This is a genomic window from Parcubacteria group bacterium (genome assembly GCA_016204045.1).
Taxonomy (GTDB): Bacteria; Patescibacteriota; Minisyncoccia; order Phycocordibacterales; family UBA2135; genus JACQLQ01.
The window spans coordinates 225,699-249,542 of sequence record JACQLQ010000001.1 but is presented as its reverse complement, the minus strand read 5'-3'; the positions used below and the strand labels follow the sequence as shown (position 1 = coordinate 249,542).

Annotated in this window: 26 protein-coding genes and 1 tRNA gene; 7 read left to right on the top strand and 20 right to left on the bottom strand. The window is 50.4% G+C overall.

Features of this window, described 5'->3' with window-relative positions:
* Positions 1 to 2 precede the first annotated feature (2 nt).
* Complete coding sequence (gatA, locus tag HY455_01455; protein MBI4118192.1) at positions 3 to 1,445, bottom strand: Asp-tRNA(Asn)/Glu-tRNA(Gln) amidotransferase subunit GatA; 1,443 nt, start codon at positions 1,443 to 1,445, stop codon at positions 3 to 5.
* A 13-nt stretch (positions 1,446 to 1,458) separates the two neighbouring features.
* Positions 1,459 to 1,740, bottom strand: coding sequence for an Asp-tRNA(Asn)/Glu-tRNA(Gln) amidotransferase subunit GatC (gatC, locus tag HY455_01450; GenBank protein ID MBI4118191.1), 282 nt, complete (start codon positions 1,738 to 1,740; stop codon positions 1,459 to 1,461).
* 125 nt (positions 1,741 to 1,865) lie between these two features.
* On the opposite strand from gatC, the gene HY455_01445 reads away from it, so the two are divergent.
* The 3 genes from HY455_01445 to HY455_01435 all read left to right on the top strand — a co-directional run bounded on the left by HY455_01445 (position 1,866) and on the right by HY455_01435 (position 4,426).
* On the top strand, positions 1,866 to 2,486 hold the full coding sequence (locus tag HY455_01445) for a hypothetical protein (GenBank protein MBI4118190.1): 621 nt from the start codon (positions 1,866 to 1,868) through the stop codon (positions 2,484 to 2,486).
* Positions 2,487 to 2,558: 72 nt separating this feature from the next.
* The gene (locus HY455_01440) at positions 2,559 to 3,428 is read left to right on the top strand and encodes a catechol 1,2-dioxygenase (GenBank protein MBI4118189.1); all 870 of its coding nucleotides are present in this window, start codon (positions 2,559 to 2,561) and stop codon (positions 3,426 to 3,428) included.
* 83 nt (positions 3,429 to 3,511) lie between these two features.
* Positions 3,512 to 4,426: a dihydrodipicolinate synthase family protein gene (locus HY455_01435; protein ID MBI4118188.1), complete on the top strand. Its 915-nt coding sequence runs from the start codon at positions 3,512 to 3,514 to the stop codon at positions 4,424 to 4,426.
* Positions 4,427 to 4,482: 56 nt separating this feature from the next.
* On the opposite strand, the gene HY455_01430 is transcribed toward HY455_01435, so the two are convergent.
* The 16 genes from HY455_01430 to pilM all read right to left on the bottom strand — a co-directional run bounded on the left by HY455_01430 (position 4,483) and on the right by pilM (position 19,127).
* Positions 4,483 to 5,988, bottom strand: coding sequence for an aldehyde dehydrogenase family protein (locus HY455_01430; protein ID MBI4118187.1), 1,506 nt, complete (start codon positions 5,986 to 5,988; stop codon positions 4,483 to 4,485).
* Between the two features lie 69 nt (positions 5,989 to 6,057).
* Positions 6,058 to 8,079, bottom strand: coding sequence for an NAD-dependent DNA ligase LigA (ligA, locus tag HY455_01425; GenBank protein MBI4118186.1), 2,022 nt, complete (start codon positions 8,077 to 8,079; stop codon positions 6,058 to 6,060).
* Positions 8,080 to 8,083: 4 nt separating this feature from the next.
* Entirely contained in the window at positions 8,084 to 8,593 is a 510-nt protein-coding gene (locus HY455_01420; protein ID MBI4118185.1) for a hypothetical protein, read from the bottom strand.
* 57 nt (positions 8,594 to 8,650) lie between these two features.
* Positions 8,651 to 9,169, bottom strand: coding sequence for a hypothetical protein (locus tag HY455_01415; protein MBI4118184.1), 519 nt, complete (start codon positions 9,167 to 9,169; stop codon positions 8,651 to 8,653).
* Between the two features lie 8 nt (positions 9,170 to 9,177).
* Positions 9,178 to 9,747 carry a prepilin-type N-terminal cleavage/methylation domain-containing protein gene (locus HY455_01410; GenBank protein MBI4118183.1) on the bottom strand — a complete coding sequence of 190 codons (570 nt, stop codon included), beginning with the start codon at positions 9,745 to 9,747 and terminating at the stop codon, positions 9,178 to 9,180.
* A gap of 14 nt (positions 9,748 to 9,761) precedes the next feature.
* Positions 9,762 to 10,391: a type II secretion system protein gene (locus HY455_01405; GenBank protein ID MBI4118182.1), complete on the bottom strand. Its 630-nt coding sequence runs from the start codon at positions 10,389 to 10,391 to the stop codon at positions 9,762 to 9,764.
* Positions 10,381 to 11,223 carry a prepilin peptidase gene (locus HY455_01400; GenBank protein MBI4118181.1) on the bottom strand — a complete coding sequence of 281 codons (843 nt, stop codon included), beginning with the start codon at positions 11,221 to 11,223 and terminating at the stop codon, positions 10,381 to 10,383. The genes HY455_01405 and HY455_01400 overlap by 11 nt, the downstream gene beginning before the upstream one ends.
* A 67-nt stretch (positions 11,224 to 11,290) precedes the next feature.
* Positions 11,291 to 11,779 (bottom strand): prepilin-type N-terminal cleavage/methylation domain-containing protein, encoded by a 489-nt coding sequence (locus tag HY455_01395; GenBank protein ID MBI4118180.1) that lies wholly within the window; start codon positions 11,777 to 11,779, stop codon positions 11,291 to 11,293.
* Between the two features lie 116 nt (positions 11,780 to 11,895).
* Entirely contained in the window at positions 11,896 to 13,101 is a 1,206-nt protein-coding gene (locus tag HY455_01390) for a type II secretion system F family protein (GenBank protein MBI4118179.1), read from the bottom strand.
* A 4-nt stretch (positions 13,102 to 13,105) separates the two neighbouring features.
* The gene (locus HY455_01385; GenBank protein ID MBI4118178.1) at positions 13,106 to 14,185 is read right to left on the bottom strand and encodes a PilT/PilU family type 4a pilus ATPase; all 1,080 of its coding nucleotides are present in this window, start codon (positions 14,183 to 14,185) and stop codon (positions 13,106 to 13,108) included.
* Positions 14,186 to 14,192: 7 nt separating this feature from the next.
* Positions 14,193 to 14,588, bottom strand: coding sequence for a response regulator (locus HY455_01380; GenBank protein ID MBI4118177.1), 396 nt, complete (start codon positions 14,586 to 14,588; stop codon positions 14,193 to 14,195).
* A gap of 121 nt (positions 14,589 to 14,709) precedes the next feature.
* Positions 14,710 to 16,419: a Flp pilus assembly complex ATPase component TadA gene (gene tadA, locus HY455_01375; protein ID MBI4118176.1), complete on the bottom strand. Its 1,710-nt coding sequence runs from the start codon at positions 16,417 to 16,419 to the stop codon at positions 14,710 to 14,712.
* Between the two features lie 84 nt (positions 16,420 to 16,503).
* On the bottom strand, positions 16,504 to 16,803 hold the full coding sequence (locus HY455_01370; protein MBI4118175.1) for a hypothetical protein: 300 nt from the start codon (positions 16,801 to 16,803) through the stop codon (positions 16,504 to 16,506).
* A 1-nt stretch (position 16,804) separates the two neighbouring features.
* Complete coding sequence (locus tag HY455_01365; GenBank protein MBI4118174.1) at positions 16,805 to 17,344, bottom strand: hypothetical protein; 540 nt, start codon at positions 17,342 to 17,344, stop codon at positions 16,805 to 16,807.
* Positions 17,345 to 17,360: 16 nt separating this feature from the next.
* Positions 17,361 to 17,957 carry a hypothetical protein gene (locus HY455_01360; GenBank protein MBI4118173.1) on the bottom strand — a complete coding sequence of 199 codons (597 nt, stop codon included), beginning with the start codon at positions 17,955 to 17,957 and terminating at the stop codon, positions 17,361 to 17,363.
* A 3-nt stretch (positions 17,958 to 17,960) separates the two neighbouring features.
* Positions 17,961 to 19,127: a type IV pilus assembly protein PilM gene (gene pilM, locus HY455_01355; protein MBI4118172.1), complete on the bottom strand. Its 1,167-nt coding sequence runs from the start codon at positions 19,125 to 19,127 to the stop codon at positions 17,961 to 17,963.
* Between the two features lie 197 nt (positions 19,128 to 19,324).
* On the opposite strand from pilM, the gene HY455_01350 reads away from it, so the two are divergent.
* The gene (locus tag HY455_01350; protein MBI4118171.1) at positions 19,325 to 19,984 is read left to right on the top strand and encodes a ComF family protein; all 660 of its coding nucleotides are present in this window, start codon (positions 19,325 to 19,327) and stop codon (positions 19,982 to 19,984) included.
* On the opposite strand, the gene HY455_01345 is transcribed toward HY455_01350, so the two are convergent.
* Together HY455_01345 and HY455_01340 are read right to left on the bottom strand one after the other, a co-directional pair.
* Positions 19,981 to 20,820: an AAA family ATPase gene (locus HY455_01345; GenBank protein ID MBI4118170.1), complete on the bottom strand. Its 840-nt coding sequence runs from the start codon at positions 20,818 to 20,820 to the stop codon at positions 19,981 to 19,983. The two genes, HY455_01350 and HY455_01345, sit on opposite strands and share 4 nt — an antisense overlap.
* A gap of 199 nt (positions 20,821 to 21,019) precedes the next feature.
* Entirely contained in the window at positions 21,020 to 22,102 is a 1,083-nt protein-coding gene (locus HY455_01340; GenBank protein MBI4118169.1) for an amidohydrolase family protein, read from the bottom strand.
* A gap of 480 nt (positions 22,103 to 22,582) precedes the next feature.
* Between HY455_01340 and HY455_01335 the strand changes: the two genes are divergently transcribed.
* The 3 genes from HY455_01335 to HY455_01325 all read left to right on the top strand — a co-directional run bounded on the left by HY455_01335 (position 22,583) and on the right by HY455_01325 (position 23,795).
* Positions 22,583 to 22,674: transfer RNA gene (locus tag HY455_01335), tRNA-Ser, on the top strand.
* Between the two features lie 41 nt (positions 22,675 to 22,715).
* Positions 22,716 to 23,165, top strand: coding sequence for an SET domain-containing protein-lysine N-methyltransferase (locus tag HY455_01330; GenBank protein ID MBI4118168.1), 450 nt, complete (start codon positions 22,716 to 22,718; stop codon positions 23,163 to 23,165).
* Positions 23,166 to 23,279: 114 nt separating this feature from the next.
* On the top strand, positions 23,280 to 23,795 hold the full coding sequence (locus HY455_01325) for a VOC family protein (protein ID MBI4118167.1): 516 nt from the start codon (positions 23,280 to 23,282) through the stop codon (positions 23,793 to 23,795).
* The last annotated feature ends 49 nt before the right edge of the window (positions 23,796 to 23,844 follow it).

Sequence of the window (23,844 nt, the reverse complement as noted above, 5' to 3'; positions counted from 1 at the left end):
AATTACGATCTGATTTGCTCGATTGCGACTCCAGCAGCGAACAGGGCGGCTTCGTTCCTGTGGGCCGCCATAAACTGTATGCCTAGCGGAAGCTTCTTTCCGTCTCGAAGTGTCGTGCCCGATGGGACTGACAAAGCAGGAACGCCGGCAATGTTCGCAATGACGGTAAAAATATCTGCGAGATACATAGAGAGCGGGTCCTGCGACTTCTCTCCTATGGAGAAAGCGGGTGTCGGAGTCGTGGGGGTCATGATAACGTCAACCGCTTCTTCTCCCGCAAACACGGCGCACAACTCCTTGCGCACAAGCGCGCGCACAGCGGTTGCTTTGTTGTAATACGCATCGGCATGCCCCGCAGAGAGCACATACGTGCCGAGCAAAATCCTCCGATGTGCTTCGTGGCCAAACAGAGCACGCGTCTCCAGGTAGTCTGCGAGGAGAGAGCTCCCGCCCTTGTACGCTCCGTACTTTACACCATCAAAACGTGCAAGGTTGGTGGACACTTCTGCAGGAATGATCGTGTAATACGCGGGCAAAGAATACGGCAGGAGCGGAAGGCTGATTTCTTTTACCTTTGCGATACCGGCACGTTCAAGTTTGGCGACTATTTCCAAGAAGTTCGCCGAAATGTCTTCGTCAACTCCGTTCTTCACGAAATCCCCCGGAACTCCTATGACAAGGGGGCGGCGCAATTCATCAGTCGCTGGCGAGGCCTCAATAGAGGTGCTGTCGAGCGGGTCTTGACCGGCTATTGCTTTGAAAATGAGTTTACAATCTTCGACTGTCTTGCCGATGGGGCCGATGACATCGAGCGATGAGCCCATGGCGATGAGGCCGGAGCGGGAAACGCTTCCGTACGTCGGCTTGAGGCCCACTGTGCCACAAAAGGCAGAGGGTTGGCGTACAGAACCTGCAGTGTCAGATCCAAGTGCCGCGAGGGCGAAATCTGCGGCAACAGCCGCTGCTGACCCACCCGAGGAACCGCCCGCGACACGTGTTTGGTCATGCGGGTTCCTTACTACACCGAAAGCGGAGTTTTCGGTTGAGGCGCCCATCGCAAACTCGTCCATATTCGCACGACCAAGAAAAACGGAATGGTGTTTCTTAAGTCGCATTATTGCGGTCGCATCATACGTCGCACGATACCCTTCCAAAATCTTTGAAGCGGCTGACACTTTTCGCCCTTTGATGAGAATATTGTCCTTGATTGCGAGTGGGATGCCGCAAAGCATCGGGCTTTCGGCGCCTTTTGCCTTTATGACTTTGTCCGCCTCCTTCGCTTGTGATTCAGCGTCGTCAAAAACCTCGAGGTATGCGTTAATCTCGCCATTCCCCTCCTCGACGCGCTTCAGATAGGCCGTGGTTAAATCGCGAGCGCTAAACTCGCCCCTTAGTAGCCCCTCGCGCGCTTTTGAAATTGTGAGTTCTTGTAATGCGATCTTCATCAGAAATAAGAGCTTAAAGAATCTTTTTGACTTTGATATACTGCCCCTCACGCTGTGGCACCTCGGCAAGCAAGTCTTCAGAATAGACTCCGCTCTCGTGCGGCTCTCCGTCTTCACGCATTACGTTGCGCACAAGACCCAGATCACTTACCCCAGAGGTGTCTCCGCTCACCTCTTTTATCTTCGAGACATAGTTCAAAATCGCTCCTAGGTCCCCTCGAAGCGCTTCTAGTTGTGTGTCGGTAATCTTTACTCGCGCAAGTTCTGCGAGATGTTGGATTTCAGTCTTTTCCATACACGATATATCTCTTATAGTAACAAAAAAAACATCAGAGAGGAAGACAAAACGGACGCCTGTCAAGTGTACAGTCTACGACCCCGTGATACAACACAGGAAGAATCCTTCGCGCGGAGAGACGAATGTCCTCTCGCAATTGGGAAATCCTTGGGGTGGACCACGTCGCTATTGCGGTAATGCAAGAGACATTCGACTCATGGAAGGGGGTTTGGACAAAAATCTTCGGCGGGCGAGTATTCTATGACATTGCGGATGCAAACCCTGGCGGCAGTTCAAGTATGCGGCTCTGCGGCATCAAGGCAGGCAATCTATCCATTGCTCTCATCGCAGGAATCGACCGTGAAGAAAAATCTCAGGTCACAAAGTATGTCGAACGACATGGGGATCACAGCATCCAGCATATCGCTGTGGCAATAAAGAACATTGCGGCATTCCTCGATGAATCAAGGGAGAGGGGTGTCGGTTTCCTGGGTGAACTTCTGCAACGTCAGGATCCGTGGGGTGGCGAAATAAAACAGATTTTTGGATATCCCTTTGACGAAAGACTGCCGTCAGACGAAGCCCCATTTTTTGAATTCGTAGAGCGACCACAAGTGGGTAGTACTTTTTCTTCAGGCGACAGTTTCTCCTCCGATTTCGCCCGGGATCTCTACCACGACGTCGAGGAGGCGGCGCGAGAAGAACACCATGGAGTCTTCATCCCCCGTCGCATATTGGATAGTTTGAAGACTAGCGCAAAGTAATCTTTGCGCTTTTTGTTTGACGCCACCTTGGAAAACAGTTAGTCTGACGGCAGAGAGCGGGGCAAAAACACAATGGGCGAAATCGTAGGTGCCGTGCTTCTTTCGCATATTCCACGACTTATGATGTCGGCGGAGGAGCGAGCGAGATACACGCAAGGCAAGGGTACTACTTTTTTCGACGCTTACGCGCGCATTAAAGAGAAGCTTGCGGCGCTAGAGTTCGACACCTTCATCGTCTTTGATACGCACTGGAATGCACTCACGCACATTGTGGTTGACGGTCGGGCACGCCACCGAGGAATCTACACCTCGGAAGAAGTGCCCACTATGATACACGATCTCCGCTTCGACTACCCTGGTGACCCAGAGCTTGCAGAGGAAATCGGGTACACGGCTAACGACATGCGGTTTTTGATCCGAGTCATGCGGTCGACAGAGAAACACCTGCCATACCACTATCCAACACTTGTGCCGATGCACTTCCTAAACACGAGGAAGAAACGACGAGTTCTCCCCATTAGCAACAACTTCACGACGTCGGTGCAAAACGATCTCGATCTCGGGGCTGCCATCCGCGAAGCCATCGGGAAAAGTGGTCGCCGTGTCGTATTGGTCGCGTCTGGAGGCCTCTCCCATAAATTCCATCCATTTGATGAGCTTTTCCAAAAAGCTTCACCTGACTTGGCAAACATTCCTCCCGAGAATAGAGCGATGGATGAACAGATTATTGAACTTCTGAAAGCCGGGCGACATGAGAGGGTCATTGACCTTGCCCCCGCATATCGCCGCGTTGCCTCACCAGAGGGTCGCTTCTCGCACTACCTCCGCATGGTAGGTACGCTCGGCGGGCAGTATTGCACACTTAAGGCCGAGCAGTTGGGCGAATACGAGGCCGCTGTCGGCACGGGCCAAGTGAATCTTTGGTTCGATGTACCGCATTGATACCACCACACTGGTGGTTTTTTCTTGACAAACAGATCAAAAAAGAACACATTTCAGACAGAAAGATGTGGTAGAGGAAACGTATGAATCGCCTTCCTCATGGCATCTACGCGATGCTTGTCACGCCCATGGATGAAGAGGGGCGCATCGATTACGGCGCCCTTCGCGCAGAGATCGACTGGTGCGCAACACACGGTGCCGATGGAATTGTGGTAACACCAAGTATTGGTGAATTCGCTTGTCTCGATGACATCGAGCGGTGGGCATGCTTCGGCGTTTGCGCCAACCATGTCGCAAAATACCACCCACGGCTTCGCCTTATCGCGACCACTGCTGACACATGCCTTTGGAAGATCCGCACCCACACGAAAAGGGCAAGAGATCTCGGGTACATGGCGGCGCAGGTCGTTCCCCCATATTATTGGGTGCCCGACAAAGACGAAGTGTTCCAACACTTCAGCGAGGTGGCGGCCTTAGGCCTCCCCGTTGTGGTGTACCATAATCCAAAGCTCTCCAAAGTGAGTATTTCTCCAGAATTTGCTGGTAGGCTCGTGCGCATCCCCGGTGTTGTGGGAATGAAAGAAGTAAAGACTGATCGGCAATCGCATCTCGAGCCTTTGTTCATTGAGGTGGGTGGGGTCGTTCCAATTTTCACGACATTCCGAGCATTTTCCACAGGACTGGTCCTTGGTTCTGGTGGCGGCTTCGTGAACATCTTTGCACTTGAGGCCGTGGTCGCCATGTGGCGCATCTTCGACAAGACGGGGAGATCTGTTGTCCACCGCAAAATCGAGGATATCCAGAACCAGACCAATATCACCTTCCCCCGCGGTGGAGAGGACAACCAGCGACATGTCGGGTCGACAAAGCTCGCTGCATCCATTGTCACGGGTATCGACATGGGGAAGCCACGCGCACCGTATATGCTACCCAAAAACGACTTCGAGCCGCAGTTACGGAAGAATCTAGCAATATTGCGCGAGACTATCGCAGCATAAGACATCGCATAAAATAAAAGCCCTCCGATTCTAATCGGAGGGTATTTTCTTTTACTTTAGTTTGGCACGAAATCGCAGATCATCTGCGGCTCGGTAAAATATTCCAAGCTCCACTTTCCACCTGCGCGACCAGTGCCGCTGTCCTTAACCCCACCAAAAGGCGCTCGGAGATCGCGGACAAAATGGGAGTTGACCCACACCATGCCCGCCTCAATGCTCTGGGCAACGCCATGTGCGAAACCCACATCGCTTGACCACACGTTCGAGGAAAGACCGAATGGCGTCGCATTCGCGAGCGTGATGGCATCATTCGCATCAGCAAACGGCGTTACGGTAAGCACCGGACCAAACACTTCTTCTTGGAAAATCCGCATCTCTGGCGTTACTTCTTCAAAGATCGTTGGCACAACGAAGTTTCCGTTTGCGCACCCTTCTCCTACAAGGACCGTGCCGCCATGAGAGAGGCGCGCACCCTCCCCTTTTGCCATCTCAATCATCTCCATTACCCGATCGCGGTGTTTCCTTGTAATGACCGGGCCAATCTCAGTGCCGTGCTCCATGTGATTGCCAATGCGAAGACTTGCGGTGTAATCCTTAAGTCGCTGCATAAAATCATCATAGATGCCTTCTTGGAGCAAGAGACGAGAACCCGCAACACAGGACTGCCCTTGGCTTCTCCAGATGCTTCGCGCGACACCCTTGACCGCGTCGAGAGATGCATCGCTGAAGACAATGTTCGCTCCCTTGCCGCCCAGCTCGAGCATTGGCGGAGTAAGGCGCACTTTCGCGTTTGCGACATTGATCGCCTTCCCAACAGGGACGCTGCCGGTAAACGAGATGCGCTTTACACGCGGATCAGCAACTAGTGCTTCGCCTGCTTCTTTGTCTCCGACAATGATGTTGAAGACCCCAGGAGGAATCCCCGCCTCGTTGGCTAGCTTACCAAGCTCAAGCACCGCGAGAGGCGCCCACAACGGAAGTTTCAAGACCACCGTGTTTCCTACAGCAAGAGCTGGCGCCACATGCCATGAGGAAAGCATGAGCGGGCTATTCCATGGAATGATGATGCCCACGACTCCAACCGCATTGCGGTAGACCGTTGTCGAAGCGCGACCTTTCCGATCTAGAAATGCTGTTTCTTGCTCGAGAACTTCTTCCTTGAGGTCGCCACCTCCGACTGCTTTAGCAAACATCTCGAAGTTCTGCGCCGCACGATCTGCGTCGTGACCAACACACTCCGAAAGAAGTTTGCCTGTTTGGAGCGCCTCAAGTGTTCCGAGACGTTCCTTGTTTGCTCGTAGCAACTGGGCTAGCTTAATCAGTGCCCCCGCGCGTTCGAAGCGCGATGCCTTTGCCCACCCGCTTTCACGAAAAGCACGATCTGCAACGGACACAGCAAATGTCGTATTGTGGGCATCTCCGACGTGGAAGGTGCAGACTCGCTCACCTGTAGCAGGGTGGACAATAGTGAACCGCTCTCCCGAAGGGTGAGCATAGACACCTTCTCGGAAAAAAGACGGGGTATGATACGCCATGGGATCGACAATCGTCCGCCAATCCATTGGTTTTTCTCCACTCAAGTCTCCCCAGCTTATACAACAAAAAAATGCCCCCTGCAAATCAAAGTGGCATTAGTTGGTCATTGCTAGAAACTCTTTTTCAGTGAGAACCTTTACTCCGAGTTTTTCTGCTTTTTCAAACTTGGAACCAGGATCTGCCCCGGCAATAACGAAATCGGTTTCTTTTGAAACGGCGCTCGAGACATGCCCCCCCAACAGTTTAATTTTTTCTTTAGCTTCATCGCGCGAGAGCGCCTGGAGCGCTCCGGTTAATACAACATTCTTCCCCGAAAACGGCGTGTCCTTACGACGACGCACCTGATACGGCTTTACGGTGACGTACTTCAAGAGGCGGGTGACTTGCTCTCTGTTCTCTGCTTTACCGAACCAGTGAACGAGCGACTCGCCGACAATACTGCCAACACCCTCGATTTTTTGTGCTTGCCCTATCGTTGCTTTGCGCACGTTCTCCAATGTTTCAAACTCGGAGGCAACGTCCTCGGCGGTCTCCTCACCTACGTGTGGAATAGAAAGGGCAACCAAAAACTTTGGCAACTCAATGACCCGCGCCTTCTCAATGGCAAGAAAGAGCTTTTCTGCCTTCTTTTCTGCAAAACCAGGGAGTACTTCAAGATCACCCCTCTCAAGGGTAAAGATGTCATCGTAGTCCGAGACAAGACTCTGATCTAGCAAGAGATCAATAATCTTCGGACCGAGGCCTCCGATATCAAAAGCTCTTTTGGAAACAAAGTAATAAAACTTGCGTTGCTTCTGTGCGAATGAGTTCTTGTTGACGCAACGCCACGCCGCCTCACCGGGGACACGCTCAACCGCGCCGTCGCCGCCACATTCGGCGACGCGTTTCGGAAACTCATAGGCCCTTGCCCCCCTTGGTCGCATATCCGTGACAACTTGGACAATATCTGGGATCACGTCGCCTGCTTTTTGGAGGATTACCGTGTCTCCAATACGCACATCGAGACGTTTGATCTCATCTTCGTTGTGGAGTGTTGCCCGCGAGACAGTTGTGCCAGCTACTTGCACAGGCTCGAGCTCTGCTACGGGCGTCAACACCCCAGTCCGGCCAACCTGAAGCACAATATCATTGACGATTGTTGTGACCTGTTCAGCAGGAAACTTGAAGGCAATCGCCCATCGGGGGCCTTTCCCTGTGTACCCAAGGCGGTCTTGGTATTCTTTTTTGTTTACCTTCACGACCACCCCATCGAGCCAATACGCCTCTTTTGCGGCGCGTTTCTGCCATCTCTTCCAAAATGCAATCACCCCCTCTATGTCGGCGCACTTCTCGAAATGCTTGTTTACCTTGAACCCCAACTCTGCAAGCCTCCGCAACTCTTCTTCTTGTGTTTCTGGGAAATGTCCCTCTGTATGCGAGAGATCATAAATAAAATTGTCGAGTTTGCGTTCGGCGACGACTTTGGGGTCGAGCTGGCGAATGGCTCCCGCCGCGGCATTTCTTGGGTTCGCGAACACTTCTTCCCCAGCTTTTTCGCGTTTTTCGTTAATACGTTTCAGCTCTTTCGAAGGGAGCCACACCTCTCCTTCGGCAACAAGATCGATGTCTTCGCGCAACTTAAGCGGGACCGATTCGATCGTGCGTACATTTGTGGTGACATCTTCGCCCACCTTCCCGTCGCCGCGCGTTGCGGCTGTCTCCAAAACTCCCTTCTTATACGTCAGGATGATTTTGAGGCCGTCAATTTTGAGCTCGGCGGTATACTTAGGCGCAATAGAGCGACCATACTCTTCCTTGAGAAGACGCTTGACTCGCTCATCAAAGCTCCTTATCTCCTCTTCAGAAAACGCGTCATGGAATGACCATTGCCGCACTTGGTGCGTAATCTTTTTAAACCCCTGGAGTGGCTTGCCTGCGACACGCTGGGTCGGCGAGTCGGGTGTTACGAGTTCCGGATATTCTTCTTCAAGCTTCCGGAGCTCATGTTTGAGTGAATCAAGTGCAGATTGAGAAATCGTCTCCTTGTCGAGCACGTGATACGCGTATCGGTGCTTCTGGATTGTTTCCCTAAGCAACGCCGCACGTTCTTTGATCTCTTTGTTCAACTGCTTTGCCATAAGATTAGTATGTAATCCGTATCGTTCTCTCCACTCTGCGCGGATAGTTCTCATCGCATGTATTGAATCCGCTTGTGGTGATCTGCGTCACTGCCCCCTCCGCCTCCTTTTCGACAAGAACTATCGCACAAGCATCATTTGTGAGTGTTAGGTTAAACCGTGTCTTTGCGGAGTTGGCTGTCTCGTCATAGATAGTCCAAGAGCTCGCAATATCCTGCCCGTTACAAAGCACCCCCGAAGATGGTGGGCTCGAGAGTGTTGATGTGGCAAAGACACTCTCTCCAAAACCAGGGTATCGAATGTCCCACAAAAGGGCGCACTCGCCGCCCCCATCAGCGGCATAGAAGGCGAACTGCGAATCTCGTCCTGCGGAAGAAAGAGTAATGCCCTTTTCAATGATTGAGAGGAGGCCGAGAGCAACCGTGAGAAGAATGCTCGACAAAAGCACCGCCAACAAAAGCGTGTACCCTTCCTTAGCTTGTCGCTTATGGCTTATGGCTTTTAGAAGTTTCATGCGTTTAAATTGAACAGGCTTTGCTAACAGCTAAAAACTGAAAGTTAACAACCGGAATCATTTCCAATGAAAGATATGCTCGCGAATAGTGAAGTCGCGCGGGTGCCCACGACGATCCCACGCAATAGTGACATCAATAGTTGCTTCACGATCCGCAACCGTCTCGGCTATGCGCACCGACCTTCGAAACACCGTATCATTACCACTCCCGTGGTTGTAGATGCCACTTGCCGAAAGTCTTAGGACAGGGCATGTCGTTGGGCAACCAACAATGTCATTAGGTGGAGTGGCATTCACGTCAATGCGACAATCTGTAGCCGTACATGCTGGCTCAAGGCGGCTCAGCCAATCGTTCTCCGCAAGAGAGTTGTTGTCCCGAGTGTTGCGGACAAACTCCACAGCTTCTTGGGCAAGATAGAACGCCACAATTTGGTCACGCGCGACATCAGAGGAAACTAGCCCCTTCGACGCCACGGTCATGGTACCCGTCAACGCAAGCACAAGAACCGATATGGCAACGAGCGCCTCGATAAGCGAGAACCCTTCATGCAGTTTTAGATCCTGTCTGTATGCCATACGTTACGTTATGAATCTAAGAGACGCTGAGTAATGAGTGTTTGCAGATTAAATGTCGCCTCCTCAATGTCTTTTCTGCCAGCAGTGCCCACTACCACTAAAAGCGCCTTCGGCTGAACACCGTCCCCCGAGAATGCCCCAGTGACAAAGAAACGAAATTCCGTAATGGTGAGTGCAGGGTCGGTAATGCCGAGCCAGTCACTGCACAAAAAAGGGCTACAATTTGTCGATTTCTCAATGCGACCTGCGTTGAGGCGGAAGGCGACCGTCCTTGATTGAGAATCCAAAAATGCTATGAACTGTTCTCCATTAACCTGGCAAGGTAGTGGGTCCGTAAGAGTTCCTCCTGATCCGCAATGATACTTCGTACCCACGCGCATACTTCGCGCAATGTTCTCAACGGTGAAATTCAAGTTATCCATAACGATGCGGGATGACTGCGCCTTTCCTGAGGCGGTACCGAGTGCAGTTAATGCACCGACGGCGACCGTGACGACAACGGTAAAAAGCCCGAGCGCAACGATCATCTCAAGCACCGTGAACCCCTTTTGCGACTTTTGACTTTTAGACTTTAGCATCTGGTTAGAAAAAGCTATCGACGGACAGTTATCTGCCCGTTTGACCACACTTCAACCGTTCGCGTATCGCCGCGAGAAGAGGACACGGCGATCGCGGCATACGCATAGAGAGAACCACCATTATCTCGGATCTGCGCTTCCGGATTGGGACGCACATACGTAATGTGAAGTGCGGGAACCGAAATACACCCCCCTCCCGGAGAGGCGTAAACACACAACTGTGACAGGGTGTGCCCTTGTTGCATGGCGTACTCGTCCACCTGCTCAGCGCAGACATCACCTACACACCCCCCGTAAAACCCATCTGAATCGACATCGGCAAAAAGAGTGAAGTGTGTATTGTCGCTCGTCGCGAAGTAAATCCCATGTCCAGGGAACGTACCGCTCCCCGCGCCGAATTCCCGAACACTGGTGCCAAACACCTGCGCCTCACGTACTGTCAGAGCTATCTCGTGAGCCAAGTTGTCCAACGCAATGCGACTAGAGAAGCTCGGATAGTTGAAGAGGGTAATGGCAGAGATGATGACAAAGATGGAGATTGTCACAATGAGTTCCACCAACGTGAAGCCTTGCGCGTAGCGGCGTGTGTTGCGCCCCCGTGCGGGCACACCTGCGGCAAAATGAGTAGGTGGACTAAAAAACATACAGGACAAAGAGATTCTGGAGATCAAAGAAGCCGATATCAAACAAGAATGCGAGGAAGGCGCCAACGACGAGGAATGGCGCAAACGGAATTTCACTTTGTAATGATATTGTATCTCGCCCCCATCTCGAAAACAAACGTCTGATTGAGAGCGCGGCAAGCCCGAAGAGGGCACCTATCCAAAAGGAAAGGACCAGCCCCGCAATGCCGAGTGACGGTCCGAGGAGCCAGCCCAGTCCTAGTGCCAGCTTTGCGTCGCCAAAACCCATCCACCGCCCTTGCGATAAAAACCAAATACCCGCAAAAAAAGAAAAAAAGATAAGTCCTGTGATGAAATTTTCAATTTTTAATGACGAATCTCCAAGCAAGCTCCAATTTCCAAAGCCTAAAACAGTGAGGAACGCGAGCGCATCGAAAACATAGACGAGTATATTGGGGATGATTTTGTGGCGGGCGTCATACACGGTAATGGCAAGAAGCACAGAGAAAATAAGTATGTAGAATATAGAATCTAGAATCTGGCCTATTAAAACATCGCCATTCCAAATCCCAAACTCGTGCCACGCGACAGATGCAAATAAGAACCCACTCGTAAGTTCTACGATGGGGTATTGCCATGATATTTTGCTTTTACATCTCCGACAGCGGCCGTTCTGTACAAAGAAACTGACGAGCGGGATGAGCTCATACCATGAAAGTGTTTTTCCGCACGAAAAACAGCTAGACCGAGAGTGCACCATGTCACGTCCTGTGTTGAGGCGCAGAACGACAACATTGAGAAAGCTGCCCACGAAGAGGCCGAGTACAAAATAGAAAAATACGATGCTATCCATCCCTTTATAATAACACACGCCCGCTTGAAGCGGGCGTGTGTTATGTACAAACTAACTACTGCTAATGTTACGGCGCTACGTCGTAGCAAAACCTAGTTGCCTCATCCGCACAGCCGTCGGCGTCTGCACCGTCAACGTTGGTGCTGTCAGCGTCGACATCTGCATCAAGGGCTACATGCTGGTCGTCCTCTAAGCTCGCCCCGAGGTGGTAGTCAGCACCACTTGAAAGTTGGGTGTAAGGATACACAGCGTCATCGGTCGGATCCTTTGGAAGAGCTGGGAGATAACCAGGGGTTATCAAGTTCCCAACGTCTGTAATGTTTGCCGGGTAGTTCCCCTCGTCATCAAAGTAAAGCTCGAGCGCCAATTGAAGCTGTTTGATGTCAGCAACGCGCTTTGCGTCACGTGACTTTTGACGGGCTGTGTTCAAAGATGCCAACACAACTGCCGAAAGAAGCCCAATAATCGAGATGACGACCAAAAGTTCAATCAATGTAAAACCGCGAGTTTCTCCTTGTTTTCGTTGTGAGTAAAACATAATGTAAAAATTATCCATTAATTGCATTCTCGACCAAAAAACATGTTTTCTGGTAAAGAGATAGAATCCCTTCACTAGGTAATAGTATAGCAAGGAGCCCTCTCAATGCAAAGGCAATGTGGAAAAACATTTGATTATATTCCTGAAGAGAGATTGTAAATCGGCAAAAGGACGGATGAGAGGAGAAGCCCCGCACAGGCGGCAAGTCCCACGATTAATGCCGGCTCTATAAGCCCGATGAAGGTGTCGATCGAATCGTTTACTTCTCGTTGGTAAAAGCCAGACAGGGTTTTCAAAATATTACCCAGCTCTCCCGTTTCTTCTCCGACTTTCAAAATCTGAACCATGATATTCGGGATTTCCCTGTGTCCCGTAAACATTTCGGAAATCGAGCGCCCTGTCTTGACTCCTTCTGCGGCCTCAATAAGAAGCTCGCGATAGACCGCGTTCCCCACCACGGACGAAGTTACCTCGAGCGCGCGGACAATCGATATGCCGCTTGTAAGCATGGTGTACATGTTGTCAGCTATGCGCGAAAGATAAAGCTTTCGCGTGAGGCCGCCCAAAACAGGCACCGTGATAATAAGGCGACTGAAATACATCTTACCCCGCTCGGTCCCACCAAACTTCCATGCCCAGATGCCTCCTGCCGCCAAAAGAACGAGGAGGAAGATGCCGTAGTTCACGAGAAAATTGCTGATTGAGATAACGATTTGCGTGTAAATAGGAATATCTTGTCCTGCCTCGGTCAAAATCGAGGTGAGGCGTGGGAACACCAACGTCAGGAGGAGCACAATGACGACAAGAAAAACTGTGAGTACGAAGGCGGGATAGATAAGGGCATTCCTCGTCTTTATGGTGAGCGCGTAGGAACGGTCAAGGTAATCTGCCAAATAGGCAAATGTTTCGTTCAATTTCCCCGCCTCCTCACCCGCGCGAACCATGTTCACATAGAAATGCGAGAAGACACTCGGGTGCTTTGCCATAGCATCGGATATGGCAGAACCTCCTTGAATTTCTTGGGCAACATCAGAAAGAATGCTTCGCAAGAGTACGTTTTCTGATTCGTCGGCAAGAAGGCGAAACACCCGAAGCGCAGACACTTCGGCAAGAAAAAGTGTGGCGATCTGGCGAGAGAGAATGACTACGTCTCGGTTGGGTACGCGATCAAACCACGTAAGGCGTATTTGCCAAAAGGGTTGTTTGTCTCCTCCTGAAATAGAAACAATAGTAAGCCCTCGCTCCTGTAGCGAGCGAATGGCGACATCTCGGTTCAGGGCTTCAATCGATCCGCCCCTCTCCTCGCCTTCTTTAGTTAGTGCCTTGTATTCGAAAAGCATAGGATTACACTAGCCTGCCTAACCCTTGCGGGTTGGGCGAGTACAGTTGCGCATTTTCTACAGTAATTTCACCACGGCGTACGAGTTCGGCTAGTGTGCGATTCATATCAATCATACCTTCTCCGGCGCCCGTCTCTATAACGACATTGAGTTCATATACACGGCCTTCACGGATAAGGTTTGAGACCGCGCTGTTATTGATGAGAAGCTCATACGCTGGGATGAGTCCGCCTGAAATGCGTGGGATCAGGCGTTGCGAGAAAATACCCGCCAAGCTTTGCGCTAGCTGGCTTTTGATCTGGTTTTGCTGTTCTCCGGGGAAAGAGTCGATAATACGGTCTACTGTCTGTGCCGCGTTGTTGGTGTGAAGTGTTGAGTAAACAAGATGCCCTGTCTCTGCGGCTGTAACCGCGGCAGAAATAGTCGCCGGTCCGCGCATTTCTCCAATCATGACGACGTCAATGTCTTGACGAAACATCGCCCGAAGCGCCGTAGCAAAATCGGCCGTATCTATACCAACCTCTCGCTGATCAATCAAGGACTGCGCTGGAGTGTAGGTGAACTCAATCGGATCCTCGATGGTCAAGATGTGCGCTGCGCGTTCGCGGTTCACGGTATCGACAAGTGAGGCAAGTGTTGTTGACTTGCCGTGACCCACAGGACCGACAACCAAGAAAAACCCTTGCTCTCGACGCGCGAATATCTCAAGTGTCTTCGGTAGGTTCAATTCATCGAGTGTCTGTATCTTCGCGGGAATAAGCCGAAGAGCGATGGAGATACTCCCCCGCTCAAAATAGGCATTACCACGAAAACGAGCCTTTTCTCCACCTCCATCCTTGGTCGTAGTATAGGAAAAGTCGATTTCGCGCTCGAGAAGAAAGCGTTCGTACCGTTCCTTGCCCAAAAGGTACTCTGCGATGCCCTGCATGTCCGTCACAGAAAGCACCGGCTCCTTAACTAGCGGAATGAGCGAACCAGCAACACGAATAATGGGATGCCCACCATCATGAAGGTGCAGGTCGGAACCACCCTCTTTGGAGACAGTGTCGGCAAGCCTTTCGATTGTCACGTGCGCGTTATCCATAAAAATTTTATTTCTTGTTTTCTGACAGCAACACTTTGCGAACCACTTCGACAACTTCAGTTGGCGTTGCTGTCGCTTTAACAATATAGCCGTCGGCGCCAAGCTCCCTCGCTTTTTCTATATCAGACGGTTCGCCAAGATTCGAAAGTACAATGAACTTCGTGGTTTGTCCTAATCCTTCGCCCTTAATACGTTTCAGGAGTTCAAACCCATCCATAGAAGGCATGAGGATGTCCAAGAGGACCACGTCTTGCCCTCCCTTTTTGACGGCTTCATACGCAGCCTCGCTCGAATCAGCCGTCTCAACCCGGAACGCTGCTTCCTTAAACTTGAGGGAATACATGTCGAGCAGAAATTTATCGTCGTCTACTATAAGGACGTTGGAATTAGCTTCGGAGGTCATATACTGCGTGCATGGTTAGAGATACTTCATCCCGCCCCGTAGCCGACACCAGAGGCGTCGTGGTACCGGGGTCGTCGTCAACAATGAGAACTGTCTTGTCCATACATACAAGTATACTACACTACTCAAATCGATTCACTTCGAGGAACGAAATCTTACCTTGAATGGCCTTAATCATCGCATCGTCTTTCATGGTAAGCATTCCCTTATTTCGCGCGACTTTCAAAATCGCCTCTTCAACAGGGTTCTCGAGAATCACGCGCTCCATTTCCTTGTTGATGGTAAACATTTCATAGACACCCACTCGCCCTCGTGTACCCGTCGGACACGTAGAAGATGGCGCCGCCTCATACACTTGGGTCCCATGCGGAAGATTCTTGCGAAACTCTGCGGGAATCTCTGCAAACTGCCGATCAATCATTTCTTTCATTGCGCCCTCAATGGGAATAGCTTTTTTTTCATCACAAAGTATAGGGACCAGTCGCTGTGCAACGGCAAGCACCAATGTGGGCGCGATGAGATACGGGTCTATCCCCATGTCAACGAGACGGGGCACCACGCCGGCGGCATTGTTTGTGTGTATTGTCGACAAGACGAGGTGTCCCGTGAGTGCGGCCTGAATAGCGAGCGTTGCTGTTTCCTTGTCACGGATCTCACCAACCAAAATAATGTCTGGGTCTTGGCGGAAGATAGATCGGAGTCCGGTTGCAAACGTGTAACCGATTTCCGGGCGCACCTGTGACTGCGAAACCCCCTTAATCAAGTACTCAACTGGGTCTTCGAGTGAAACGACGTTGTCTACCTCGCGATTGAGCTCGTTCAACATGGCGTAGAGTGTGGTCGTCTTTCCAGAGCCGGTGGGACCAGTAAGCAAAATGAGTCCGAAAGGTAGGTGGAGCGCAGCTCTTATCATGTCCATCCCCTCCTTAGTGAGCCCAGTTTCCTCAAGTTTCTTAATACCCATGCCTGGGTCGAGAATACGCATCACTACCTTTTCTCCATAGTATGTGGGTAGTGTCGAAACACGGAAGTCGATTTTTCTCTTTTCGATGCGTGCGCCAAAACTACCGTCTTGAGGCTTCCTTTTTTCATCGAGGCGTAGCCCTGCCAACACTTTTATTCGGGCAACAACAGCCGGAAGCACATCTCGAGGAAGGAGGAGGCTTGTCTGGAGGAGTCCGCCGACACGAAAGCGCACCTGCACTTTTTCTTCGGTAGGTTCGATATGAATGTCAGAAGCACCGCCTTCGACGGCGTGTTTCAAAATAACCGCAACGATCTTCGAGATTGGCGCTTCCTCTACGATGGTGACTCCTGGTTTCGCTTTTTCAGGCTCTTCTTTTGCGACACTTCCCAGCACGGGCTCGTCTGTCTCCAACTGCGAGAGTGCCTTGGTAACCTCGCCCGATAAGCTCTGATAGTTCTCGAAGACTGCGTTAAAATCGTCCTCACCAATCAAGAAAAGCTTGTACGGCATCTCCACTTTTGCAGAAATAAACTGCAACGCATCCTTGGCGTCGATGTTGTCCGGCTCCACCATTCCAACTTGTAGCACCCCTTCTTCAACTCCGACCGGTACAAACTTGTAATGCTTCGCAGACTCTTCGGGGATAAGCTTCATGACATCGAGCGGCACTTTGCTTGGGTCAACCGACTTGTAGGGCACGCTAAAGTATTCTGACTTGAGTTTCAGGAGTTCATCCCTCCCCATGCCGCGTCGCATCAAAACACTCTCTGGCGCCTCGTTGTTTTCGCCAGCTTCATTGCGTACGGTTTCAACTTCTTTCGCCTTTATGACGCCTTTCTGTAAGAGATAGTCTAAAAATGGCATGGTGATTTAAAATTCGAAGCACCGAACACATACATCCTTGGGGTTATGTGTCTGGTCAAATAACTTCTGGTCGCCCGCCTATACCTATTGCCCTAGCGGAGCAAACGGATTCCTCCGGCCCGGCACACTTTCGGGCAAAGCAACGCTAAAATCGCGGAGTGCTTTAAAAACACTTGTCTCGAGAAAACTCGCATCAAGTGTGAGCTGCTCAAGCGTCTTTAATATGGCGAGGAGCTCGCCGGCGGCGTTTTGTTCGGTCGAGGCTTGCCCAACCGTCGTCAGGAGTGCGCCTTCACTCTCGCCGCCAAAGAAAAAGTTGTAACCAAAGAAAAGCCCCGTCGCGACAAGTACAATGAGGACAATGTTGATGACTGTTTTTGACATATTATTTAAGCCAATACGTCTTAACTCCGACCTCATATTGGTGGAAGTCGGTACTCCCTGCGACAAATGAAAGCTCCGTGATATCTACCAAGCGCAAACTTCGCTCCAAATCCGCGAGGAATTGCATGTACGCGGCATAGGAACCCGTAACCGTGAAGTGGAGACCGAGCGTCCCGTAGGGATGCATGTCGGGCCCAAGCGCCCCCTCAAGCGCTCGTGTGTCTGTATCAATAACAACATCTTGGAGCGCCATGCCGTATCGCGCGGCGATGCTGTCTATCTCGAGAATGAGCCGAACGTTATCTACGTTGTCGGGCAAAACTCTACGAAGGCGTTCGATGGCTGCCGACGCAACACTATTAAACGCTCCGAGAAGCTCGTCACGTCTCTCGGCAATCTGCCGAGAGTTTGCCAGTGCCCCACTCAGGAGGCGTCGTTTTTCGGAAAGGTCCTTGATATCAGTATACATAGGATCAATGGCGGCGAGATAAACGCCGACAGCGATTAAGACGAGAATGATGGGGAAAAAATAGCGTGCCATGTAGTTTGTTTAACAACTAGGGGGTTGCGGGAGTTGGAGTTAGGTTGCTTTCGAGAAGCAAGAATGCCGGCTTCAGTCTCCCTGTGAACTGAAATGCCACATTTCCTGTATTGTTGAGACGGAGCCCCGAAAAAATGGGTTCGGTAATGTTTTCGTCGCGACCAAAGATGTCTGCTTGTACCGCAAGATCCTTGTACGTGCGCGCCTCGCCCGTGAGGGTGAGAAGAATGCTGCCGTCGTCATCAACATTTGCAGAGAAACGATCGTACCTAACCGTGGGAAGCGTTGCGTCCTCCAAAAGGAAGAAGAGGGGGGTTGCGACAAGGTGCTTCCCTATCAATGTTTCAGCGATGGTGACACGCTTATCGAAACGCGTGATGCTTTCGATGAGCTTGGGCTGGATTTCTTCTTTTGCGATCACCACGTCTTCGCTCATATCCTCAATTTGAGTGGTGAGGAGCGCGCGATAGAAATACAGCCCTCCGGCAATGAGAAGTGAGGAGAAGAAGATGACAAGACCGCCGACCATGAACAAGCCAACCGGCTCGCTTCGGCGAGTGCCGATTGTGGGAAGCGTCTTTTTTGGTATAAAAGCTGTTTTTACGTCTACCATAATTTATTCGATTTCTTGAAGCTTTCTCATCGCAATGCCAAGTGCAACAGAAAAGCTTGGACCTGCTTCTTTGAGTGTCCCCTCCATAAATGCTGGGATGTTGATGTTTGCAAATGGATGCGCCAAAGCAACCTCGACTTCGAAATTCTCTTTTGCGAGTTCGAGCGTGCCACGGAGAAGTGCTCCTCCTCCGGACAAGATAACCTTGCTAACGGCGACACTATATGAACGCTCATAGTCGAGGAGAATCCGATTCGCTTCAGAGAAGATACCTTGCATGATAAGCCGTATCACGTCGCGAGTATTCTGATTCTCTACACCATCCGTAAGCCCGACCGTGCGTTTCATCTCCTCGGCCTTAAGGACCGAGACGCCAAGGGATTTTGAAAGTGCTTGTGTAATATCTTGCGCGCCGCGATTAATGATGTGCGATCGAAACGGCAACTCCCCTTCCGCGATGACCACCTTTGTCGAGCCGGCGCCAATGTCAATGATGAGGACGGCCTCTCGCGCTCGAATATCAAGCGCGCGTATCAGACTGAATGCTTCGATTTCCAGAAAATCAATCGCGAGTCCGCTGGTCGCTGCAATGTTCGAATAGCGGCTGATGACTTCATTGTGAATGGCGGCAATCTGCACTTTCACTTTCTTAAGAGCCGCCTTGTCCCCTTCGCCCTCCGCCACCCTCGACGTGCTGTCGAGCTCTGGTACAATCCTCCAGTCAAGCGTGACTTCAGAAATGGGTACAGGAATATAGCGGCGTGCCTCAAGTGGGACCATGTCAGCAATCTTCCGTTCTGAAACGAGCGGAATTTCGATGATAGAAAGTAGACTCTGCGAAAGCGGTATAGCGAGGCCTCCGGCGACGGCATCGACATTTGCTTCGCGCATGAGGTCGATAAGAGCCTCGCTCACCTTCTCCTGTGGGAGCTTTGTCGCTTGCCCAACCTCAAGATTCGCGTAAGGTCCGAGGGACAGTTCACCATAGGTCTCGAGAACGGCCTTGCCGCCCCTTTTCTTTAGCTGGACGACTTTAATTGACGAAGAGCCGATGTCGACACCAACCACGCTTTTGTCTTTCCTCTTTAAGAGGTCATCAATAAAATCAAGTACGAAACCCCTCGCACGTCCAAGCGTGTTTGATGTGCCGAAAGGAAGAGACTCTGCCATAGTCAAGCGCCATGTTACCCAACATTATTACTTCCCTCTTATTGTATCACACCCGTTTTGCCTTATGTATTAAGGCGTGGGATACTTATCCACAACGTACGAAGCTGCGGAAAACACGGTTTTCCTGCTTCGTACGTTGCAGGCACCGCACAGAGCATCCTCTTTGGAAACTTCTAACGGTGCAGGCAACATACGCTATGTTTTCCTATCTCTTCGACCTCCTTTTCCCTCAAAAATGCATTCGGTGCAACGAAGAAGGCGCCGTGTTCTGTGAAGGGTGCTTGCAAGAACTGCCGCCGGCCCCGCAAACGTGGAGCCGGCGGCAAAGCGGCCTCCACATCGAAGCCATCTTTGATTACCGCGACCCAACCGTGCGGCGCGGTATATGGCTCTGGAAATATAGGGGTAGACGCACTATTTTAAAAATCTTTGCACAAGCACTGTATGACCGCCTCCTTGAAGACATTGGTGACGAGTTGTTGTTTACGGGGAGTGAATCGCCCCTCCTTGTTCCATTACCACTCGCCTTCTGGCGCGAACGCATGCGTGGGTTTAACCAAACAGAGATGCTTGCTCTCGAACTCTCTGCCCTCGACCGTGGCGTTTCGTTCGTCTATATCCCGAAGGTATTGAAAAAGACGCGGGCTACCCTCCCGCAGACAAAGCTGCGAGAACGCGCTGCGCGTCTACGAAATATCAAAGATTGTTTTCTTGTTTCAAACCCGGAGATTGTTGCGGGCAAGACTGTCATTCTGCTCGACGATGTCTACACCACCGGCGCAACACTCGAGGAAGCGGCAAAAACCCTTCGTGCCGCAGGCGCGAAGAAAGTTCTTGCCTACACCGTGGCGCACTAGTTCTTGTCTTCAGGATAATCTCTTGGGTAGAAAATGCCGCGCTCTGGAAAGGCGAGGTCAATCCTTGCCACGTTTGGGTCAGCAAAAAGCACTGGGGAGTTGGTGACGACGATCCGTATAGATTCTGGCCCTGAAAAGTCATCGACTTCTGCAAGCAGCCCCATGTGGCGACGCGGGTCCATGCCCGCTTCTGGTTCATCAAAGAATCCTACTTGTGGCTTGCCTTCAGCTTGTTCTTTCATGTAACGAATTTTAAGCATCATGCCTCTGTCGAGTGTCTGACGATTTGAGTTCCTCGCTACATGTATTGCCTTCGAACCGGTACCTCTTGTACGTTTCATCTCTCCCTTGAAATTCGAGGTATAGCCTCCCTCGCTCTCTTCGAGAAGACTTGAGGTCCTGTGGTTATGTAGCATTGCTGTCACTCCCGCTTCTTGCGCAAGATCCCAATACTGTGGGGTTCCGTCCGAAATATTATTGTATTTCTCCGTGTGGAGCGCTTGGGCAATATGACCAACTATTGGTCCGTCACTTTTTACTCTATTCCCAAAAAACAAAGATGCCATGCCCTTTGGCTCAAAAATCTCCTTCTCTGCGTCAGCTCTCGTAAAAGGTCTGCCAGAATCTTGTTCCTGTGCAATCCTTTGCTCCATGATAATACTGTAGAGAACAGCTTTCGCGAGTGTTGTCTTGCCAGCCCCGTTTGGTCCGACAATGATTGTGGTTCCCGGTTTAAACTCCAGATGTTCAGGTAGTTGGGCAAAGGTTTCTACGAGCTTGCGCAACTCCTGGGTTTTCGCTTCGCGCTCACCTTCTTCTCCCATCGGGAAGTGCATCGTAGCAACGATGGCATCAATGTCTGTGGCGCGAAGTTTTCCCTTATCTATGCCGACAGCAAACTTCGCTTCGGGAAGCTTTTCCTGACTCGGCGCTTTTTCTCCACGTCGTGGCCTTTCGATACTCATACATGAATCATACCAAAAGACGAATGATGTACAACTAAACACATATCTGCAATTGCCTTAAACACTTATTTTACCTCGATTGCAACAACCTCTCTGCGTTTTTATAAGCAAATCTTTCGCGAATAGAAGGATCCAGTCTTCCGATAAATGTTCTGCCAAACTCTTCTATAAGCCCCCCAACCTCATAATCAAAATGCCAGCCGTACCAACGATCCGTCCCCCACATAAACTTGTCTGGGTAAGACGCAATCTTGGGCCCCCAGTACCTTATTTGTTCATTGAGCTGTGCATCAAAATTGTCATGGAGATAGGCGAGAAATTCTTCTTTGGTGGGTTCTTTGTCCTTGTGTTGACGCTCCCAACCGTAAAGAGCAGCGATATCGGCATCGATTGAATAGTACACATTGTTATACTTCCTCATCACATCAGTGATCCACTCACTATCATGCCCGCCATGTAACAGGAACGTAACCTTTGGATATTCTTTCACTATCTTTTCCACAACTGCCTTGTGGTTGTGATACGGATGCATCATTATCACCAAGTTGTTATCGTTTGCAATTTTGAACATCTCTGAAAAATAGGGATTGTCGAGGGAGGAGCCATCAAAACTCTTTAACTCACCGATGCCCCTGAAAAGGGCTTTGTTTTTTTCAATGACACTTCTCACTTTCTCGGGAGCTACCCTAAGCGTTTCATATGGCCCCGGCATATAGAAAACGGCTATTCTCTTGGGATATGTTTTTTCCGCTCTTTTTGCCGTACCAAGCTCTGCCGAAGAAGAAAAAGGAGTGGTCATAAAAAACCCTATTGTCTGTGTTATCCCCTCGCTCTGAAAGAGACACATTATATAATCGAGTGTCACCTTGCCGCCAAAAGCTGTCATTTGACTGAAGCCAATCTTTTTCCCTACAGCGCTTACAATTTTAGAAGAAACCGGCATGTGCAGGTGGGCGTCAATCAATGGCCCCGTATAATATGGCTGATGTGAAAACTGTCTCTTGTGCGGTACCAGATCGCAGTTCTTGTGATCTTTGATTTTGCTCAAACTTCCAAGCTGCGCTTGCGTTGTGCCAGAGTTTTCACTCCACAAAACTCCTGCTGCAATCACAAAAATGAGGGCTGCGCCTACAAAAACATTACGCGGGGTCATAGAATCTATTATAACGCAGGTCTTATTTTTTTGTGATAGCCACTTTCACCGCATCTCTTGCACAGTTGGCGCGAAGTAAGCGGCGGCGTACACAGACGCATTAATTAAAAGAGGTCTTCGCTTTGCGCGAAAACCTCGTTATCGAACCTAGCCAGCGTCATACATCCTCACGTACGCACCACACCGCTTGCAGTGTACATCGCCGTCGTGAGCCGCAAGATCGTGATTCCTCACTTCATGTTCACTCGGTGGAGCGCCACAACTCGGACAATTCGGGGAACCGGAATGTAACGCATGAGAGACGCCGTCTGTGCTACCTGTGGGGGTAAATCCGGCAAACATGGCAAACAGCGGTGTGTTTCTCTTGGTCACGACGAATCTCCTGTACACAGTGACGATCCTTCTACTTTGCACTCTACACGGTCAGGCTCTGGGCGCAAGGTTTAAATCGCCAGAAAAATGTGCTATTTTGTGTGGATTGGAGACGTGGGTGAGTGGTTGAAACCGGCTCCGTGCTAAGGAGTTAGGGGGATTAAACCCCCTCGGAGGTTCGAATCCTCCCGTCTCCGCCAAGTTTTACATTCGAAGCTTCTACGAAGCGTGATTCTCGTGCATGGACTATAAAAGAATTATCAAACGAATAAATGAAAAGCCCAGAAGAAATAACTATGTATCTCCAAATACAGAAGTTCGACCGAGCTCGATCCATGGGATAGGTTTATTCGCTACGAGTGAGTTGCAAAAAGGTACTGTAGTTGCTGTTTGGGGTGGCCACGCGATGACATCGAAAGAGCTGGAGAGTTTACCCAGACGTATTTCCTCAAATTATGCTATCGAAGTTTACCCAGGTTTTTGGTTAGCTGAAAAGAGTACAACGGAGTTAGACTCCGGTGATTTTGTAAATCATTCATGCACCCCAAATTGTACGATACTAGATAAATTAGTGATGATCGCAAAGAAGAAAATCCTTGGGGGAGAGGAACTAACTGCTGATTTTTCATATAAAGGTGGCGGAGTGATTAAATGCGGCTGCGGATCTCGAAGATGCAAACGCTTATTTTAAGTTGCGATCGACTCCAGTCAAGCTGCACTCTAGGAAAAAGCTCAAAAAACCCTTACAATACTTGTACGAGCAAGGTTCTAAACCAACCCTCACCGCAGATAGAATAAACTTACTATGGAAGAACTCATCGGAGACTACAAATCGTTTTTCCAAGATATAGTCAGTCGACTCAAAGGGCTTGGGATTGATATTGCCGGCTATGCCATAAGTCATCTCGGCGTCCGTACCACAACCTTTGAAGCATACGAGCGACTACGTGAGGATATAAAAAAGCATTGCGTTTCATATGTAGAAAATGAGCACAACGGACGACCAATCTCAAAGTTGCTACTCAGAGAACCTCTTTCTTTGCTCAACGGCTTCAGGGTTGATTTGATCGAACTCATGCCGCCGAAACCAAACGTGCCATACCCTCCCGGTCTTGAGCACTGCGGTATCGTCATTGGCGATACGCTCGAAGAATTCGCTCGGATTCACAAAGATGCGATGTCGGGGAGACAAGACCAAGGTCCGTACTGTCAGCCATACTTTATTACCTTCGACAATGGGAAACGAGTCAAGTTTTACGATCTTTCATTGAAAGATGTTGTTGAAAAAGAGGGGCACGTATTCCTTCCTGTCCCACATTAAAGGTTCGCATCCTCACGTCCCCGCAAACAAAGATTTCTACAAAAAAATC

Coding starts and splice junctions, on each gene's coding strand:
- HY455_01415 (MBI4118184.1), bottom strand. CDS start 9,169: ATGGCATACAGACAGGATCTAAAACTGCATGAAGGGTTCTCGCTTATC.
- HY455_01400 (MBI4118181.1), bottom strand. CDS start 11,223: ATGGATAGCATCGTATTTTTCTATTTTGTACTCGGCCTCTTCGTGGGC.
- HY455_01360 (MBI4118173.1), bottom strand. CDS start 17,957: ATGGTAGACGTAAAAACAGCTTTTATACCAAAAAAGACGCTTCCCACA.
- HY455_01370 (MBI4118175.1), bottom strand. CDS start 16,803: ATGTCAAAAACAGTCATCAACATTGTCCTCATTGTACTTGTCGCGACG.
- tadA (MBI4118176.1), bottom strand. CDS start 16,419: ATGCCATTTTTAGACTATCTCTTACAGAAAGGCGTCATAAAGGCGAAA.
- HY455_01395 (MBI4118180.1), bottom strand. CDS start 11,779: ATGGATAATTTTTACATTATGTTTTACTCACAACGAAAACAAGGAGAA.
- ligA (MBI4118186.1), bottom strand. CDS start 8,079: ATGGCAAAGCAGTTGAACAAAGAGATCAAAGAACGTGCGGCGTTGCTT.
- HY455_01420 (MBI4118185.1), bottom strand. CDS start 8,593: ATGAAACTTCTAAAAGCCATAAGCCATAAGCGACAAGCTAAGGAAGGG.
- HY455_01340 (MBI4118169.1), bottom strand. CDS start 22,102: ATGACCCCGCGTAATGTTTTTGTAGGCGCAGCCCTCATTTTTGTGATT.
- HY455_01435 (MBI4118188.1), top strand. CDS start 3,512: ATGAATCGCCTTCCTCATGGCATCTACGCGATGCTTGTCACGCCCATG.
- HY455_01445 (MBI4118190.1), top strand. CDS start 1,866: ATGTCCTCTCGCAATTGGGAAATCCTTGGGGTGGACCACGTCGCTATT.
- gatA (MBI4118192.1), bottom strand. CDS start 1,445: ATGAAGATCGCATTACAAGAACTCACAATTTCAAAAGCGCGCGAGGGG.
- HY455_01380 (MBI4118177.1), bottom strand. CDS start 14,588: ATGACCTCCGAAGCTAATTCCAACGTCCTTATAGTAGACGACGATAAA.
- HY455_01365 (MBI4118174.1), bottom strand. CDS start 17,344: ATGGCACGCTATTTTTTCCCCATCATTCTCGTCTTAATCGCTGTCGGC.
- HY455_01440 (MBI4118189.1), top strand. CDS start 2,559: ATGGGCGAAATCGTAGGTGCCGTGCTTCTTTCGCATATTCCACGACTT.
- HY455_01385 (MBI4118178.1), bottom strand. CDS start 14,185: ATGGATAACGCGCACGTGACAATCGAAAGGCTTGCCGACACTGTCTCC.
- HY455_01345 (MBI4118170.1), bottom strand. CDS start 20,820: ATGCACTTCCCGATGGGAGAAGAAGGTGAGCGCGAAGCGAAAACCCAG.
- HY455_01390 (MBI4118179.1), bottom strand. CDS start 13,101: ATGCTTTTCGAATACAAGGCACTAACTAAAGAAGGCGAGGAGAGGGGC.
- HY455_01325 (MBI4118167.1), top strand. CDS start 23,280: ATGGAAGAACTCATCGGAGACTACAAATCGTTTTTCCAAGATATAGTC.
- pilM (MBI4118172.1), bottom strand. CDS start 19,127: ATGGCAGAGTCTCTTCCTTTCGGCACATCAAACACGCTTGGACGTGCG.
- HY455_01430 (MBI4118187.1), bottom strand. CDS start 5,988: ATGGATTGGCGGACGATTGTCGATCCCATGGCGTATCATACCCCGTCT.
- HY455_01405 (MBI4118182.1), bottom strand. CDS start 10,391: ATGTTTTTTAGTCCACCTACTCATTTTGCCGCAGGTGTGCCCGCACGG.
- HY455_01410 (MBI4118183.1), bottom strand. CDS start 9,747: ATGCTAAAGTCTAAAAGTCAAAAGTCGCAAAAGGGGTTCACGGTGCTT.
- gatC (MBI4118191.1), bottom strand. CDS start 1,740: ATGGAAAAGACTGAAATCCAACATCTCGCAGAACTTGCGCGAGTAAAG.
- HY455_01330 (MBI4118168.1), top strand. CDS start 22,716: ATGGACTATAAAAGAATTATCAAACGAATAAATGAAAAGCCCAGAAGA.
- HY455_01350 (MBI4118171.1), top strand. CDS start 19,325: ATGTTTTCCTATCTCTTCGACCTCCTTTTCCCTCAAAAATGCATTCGG.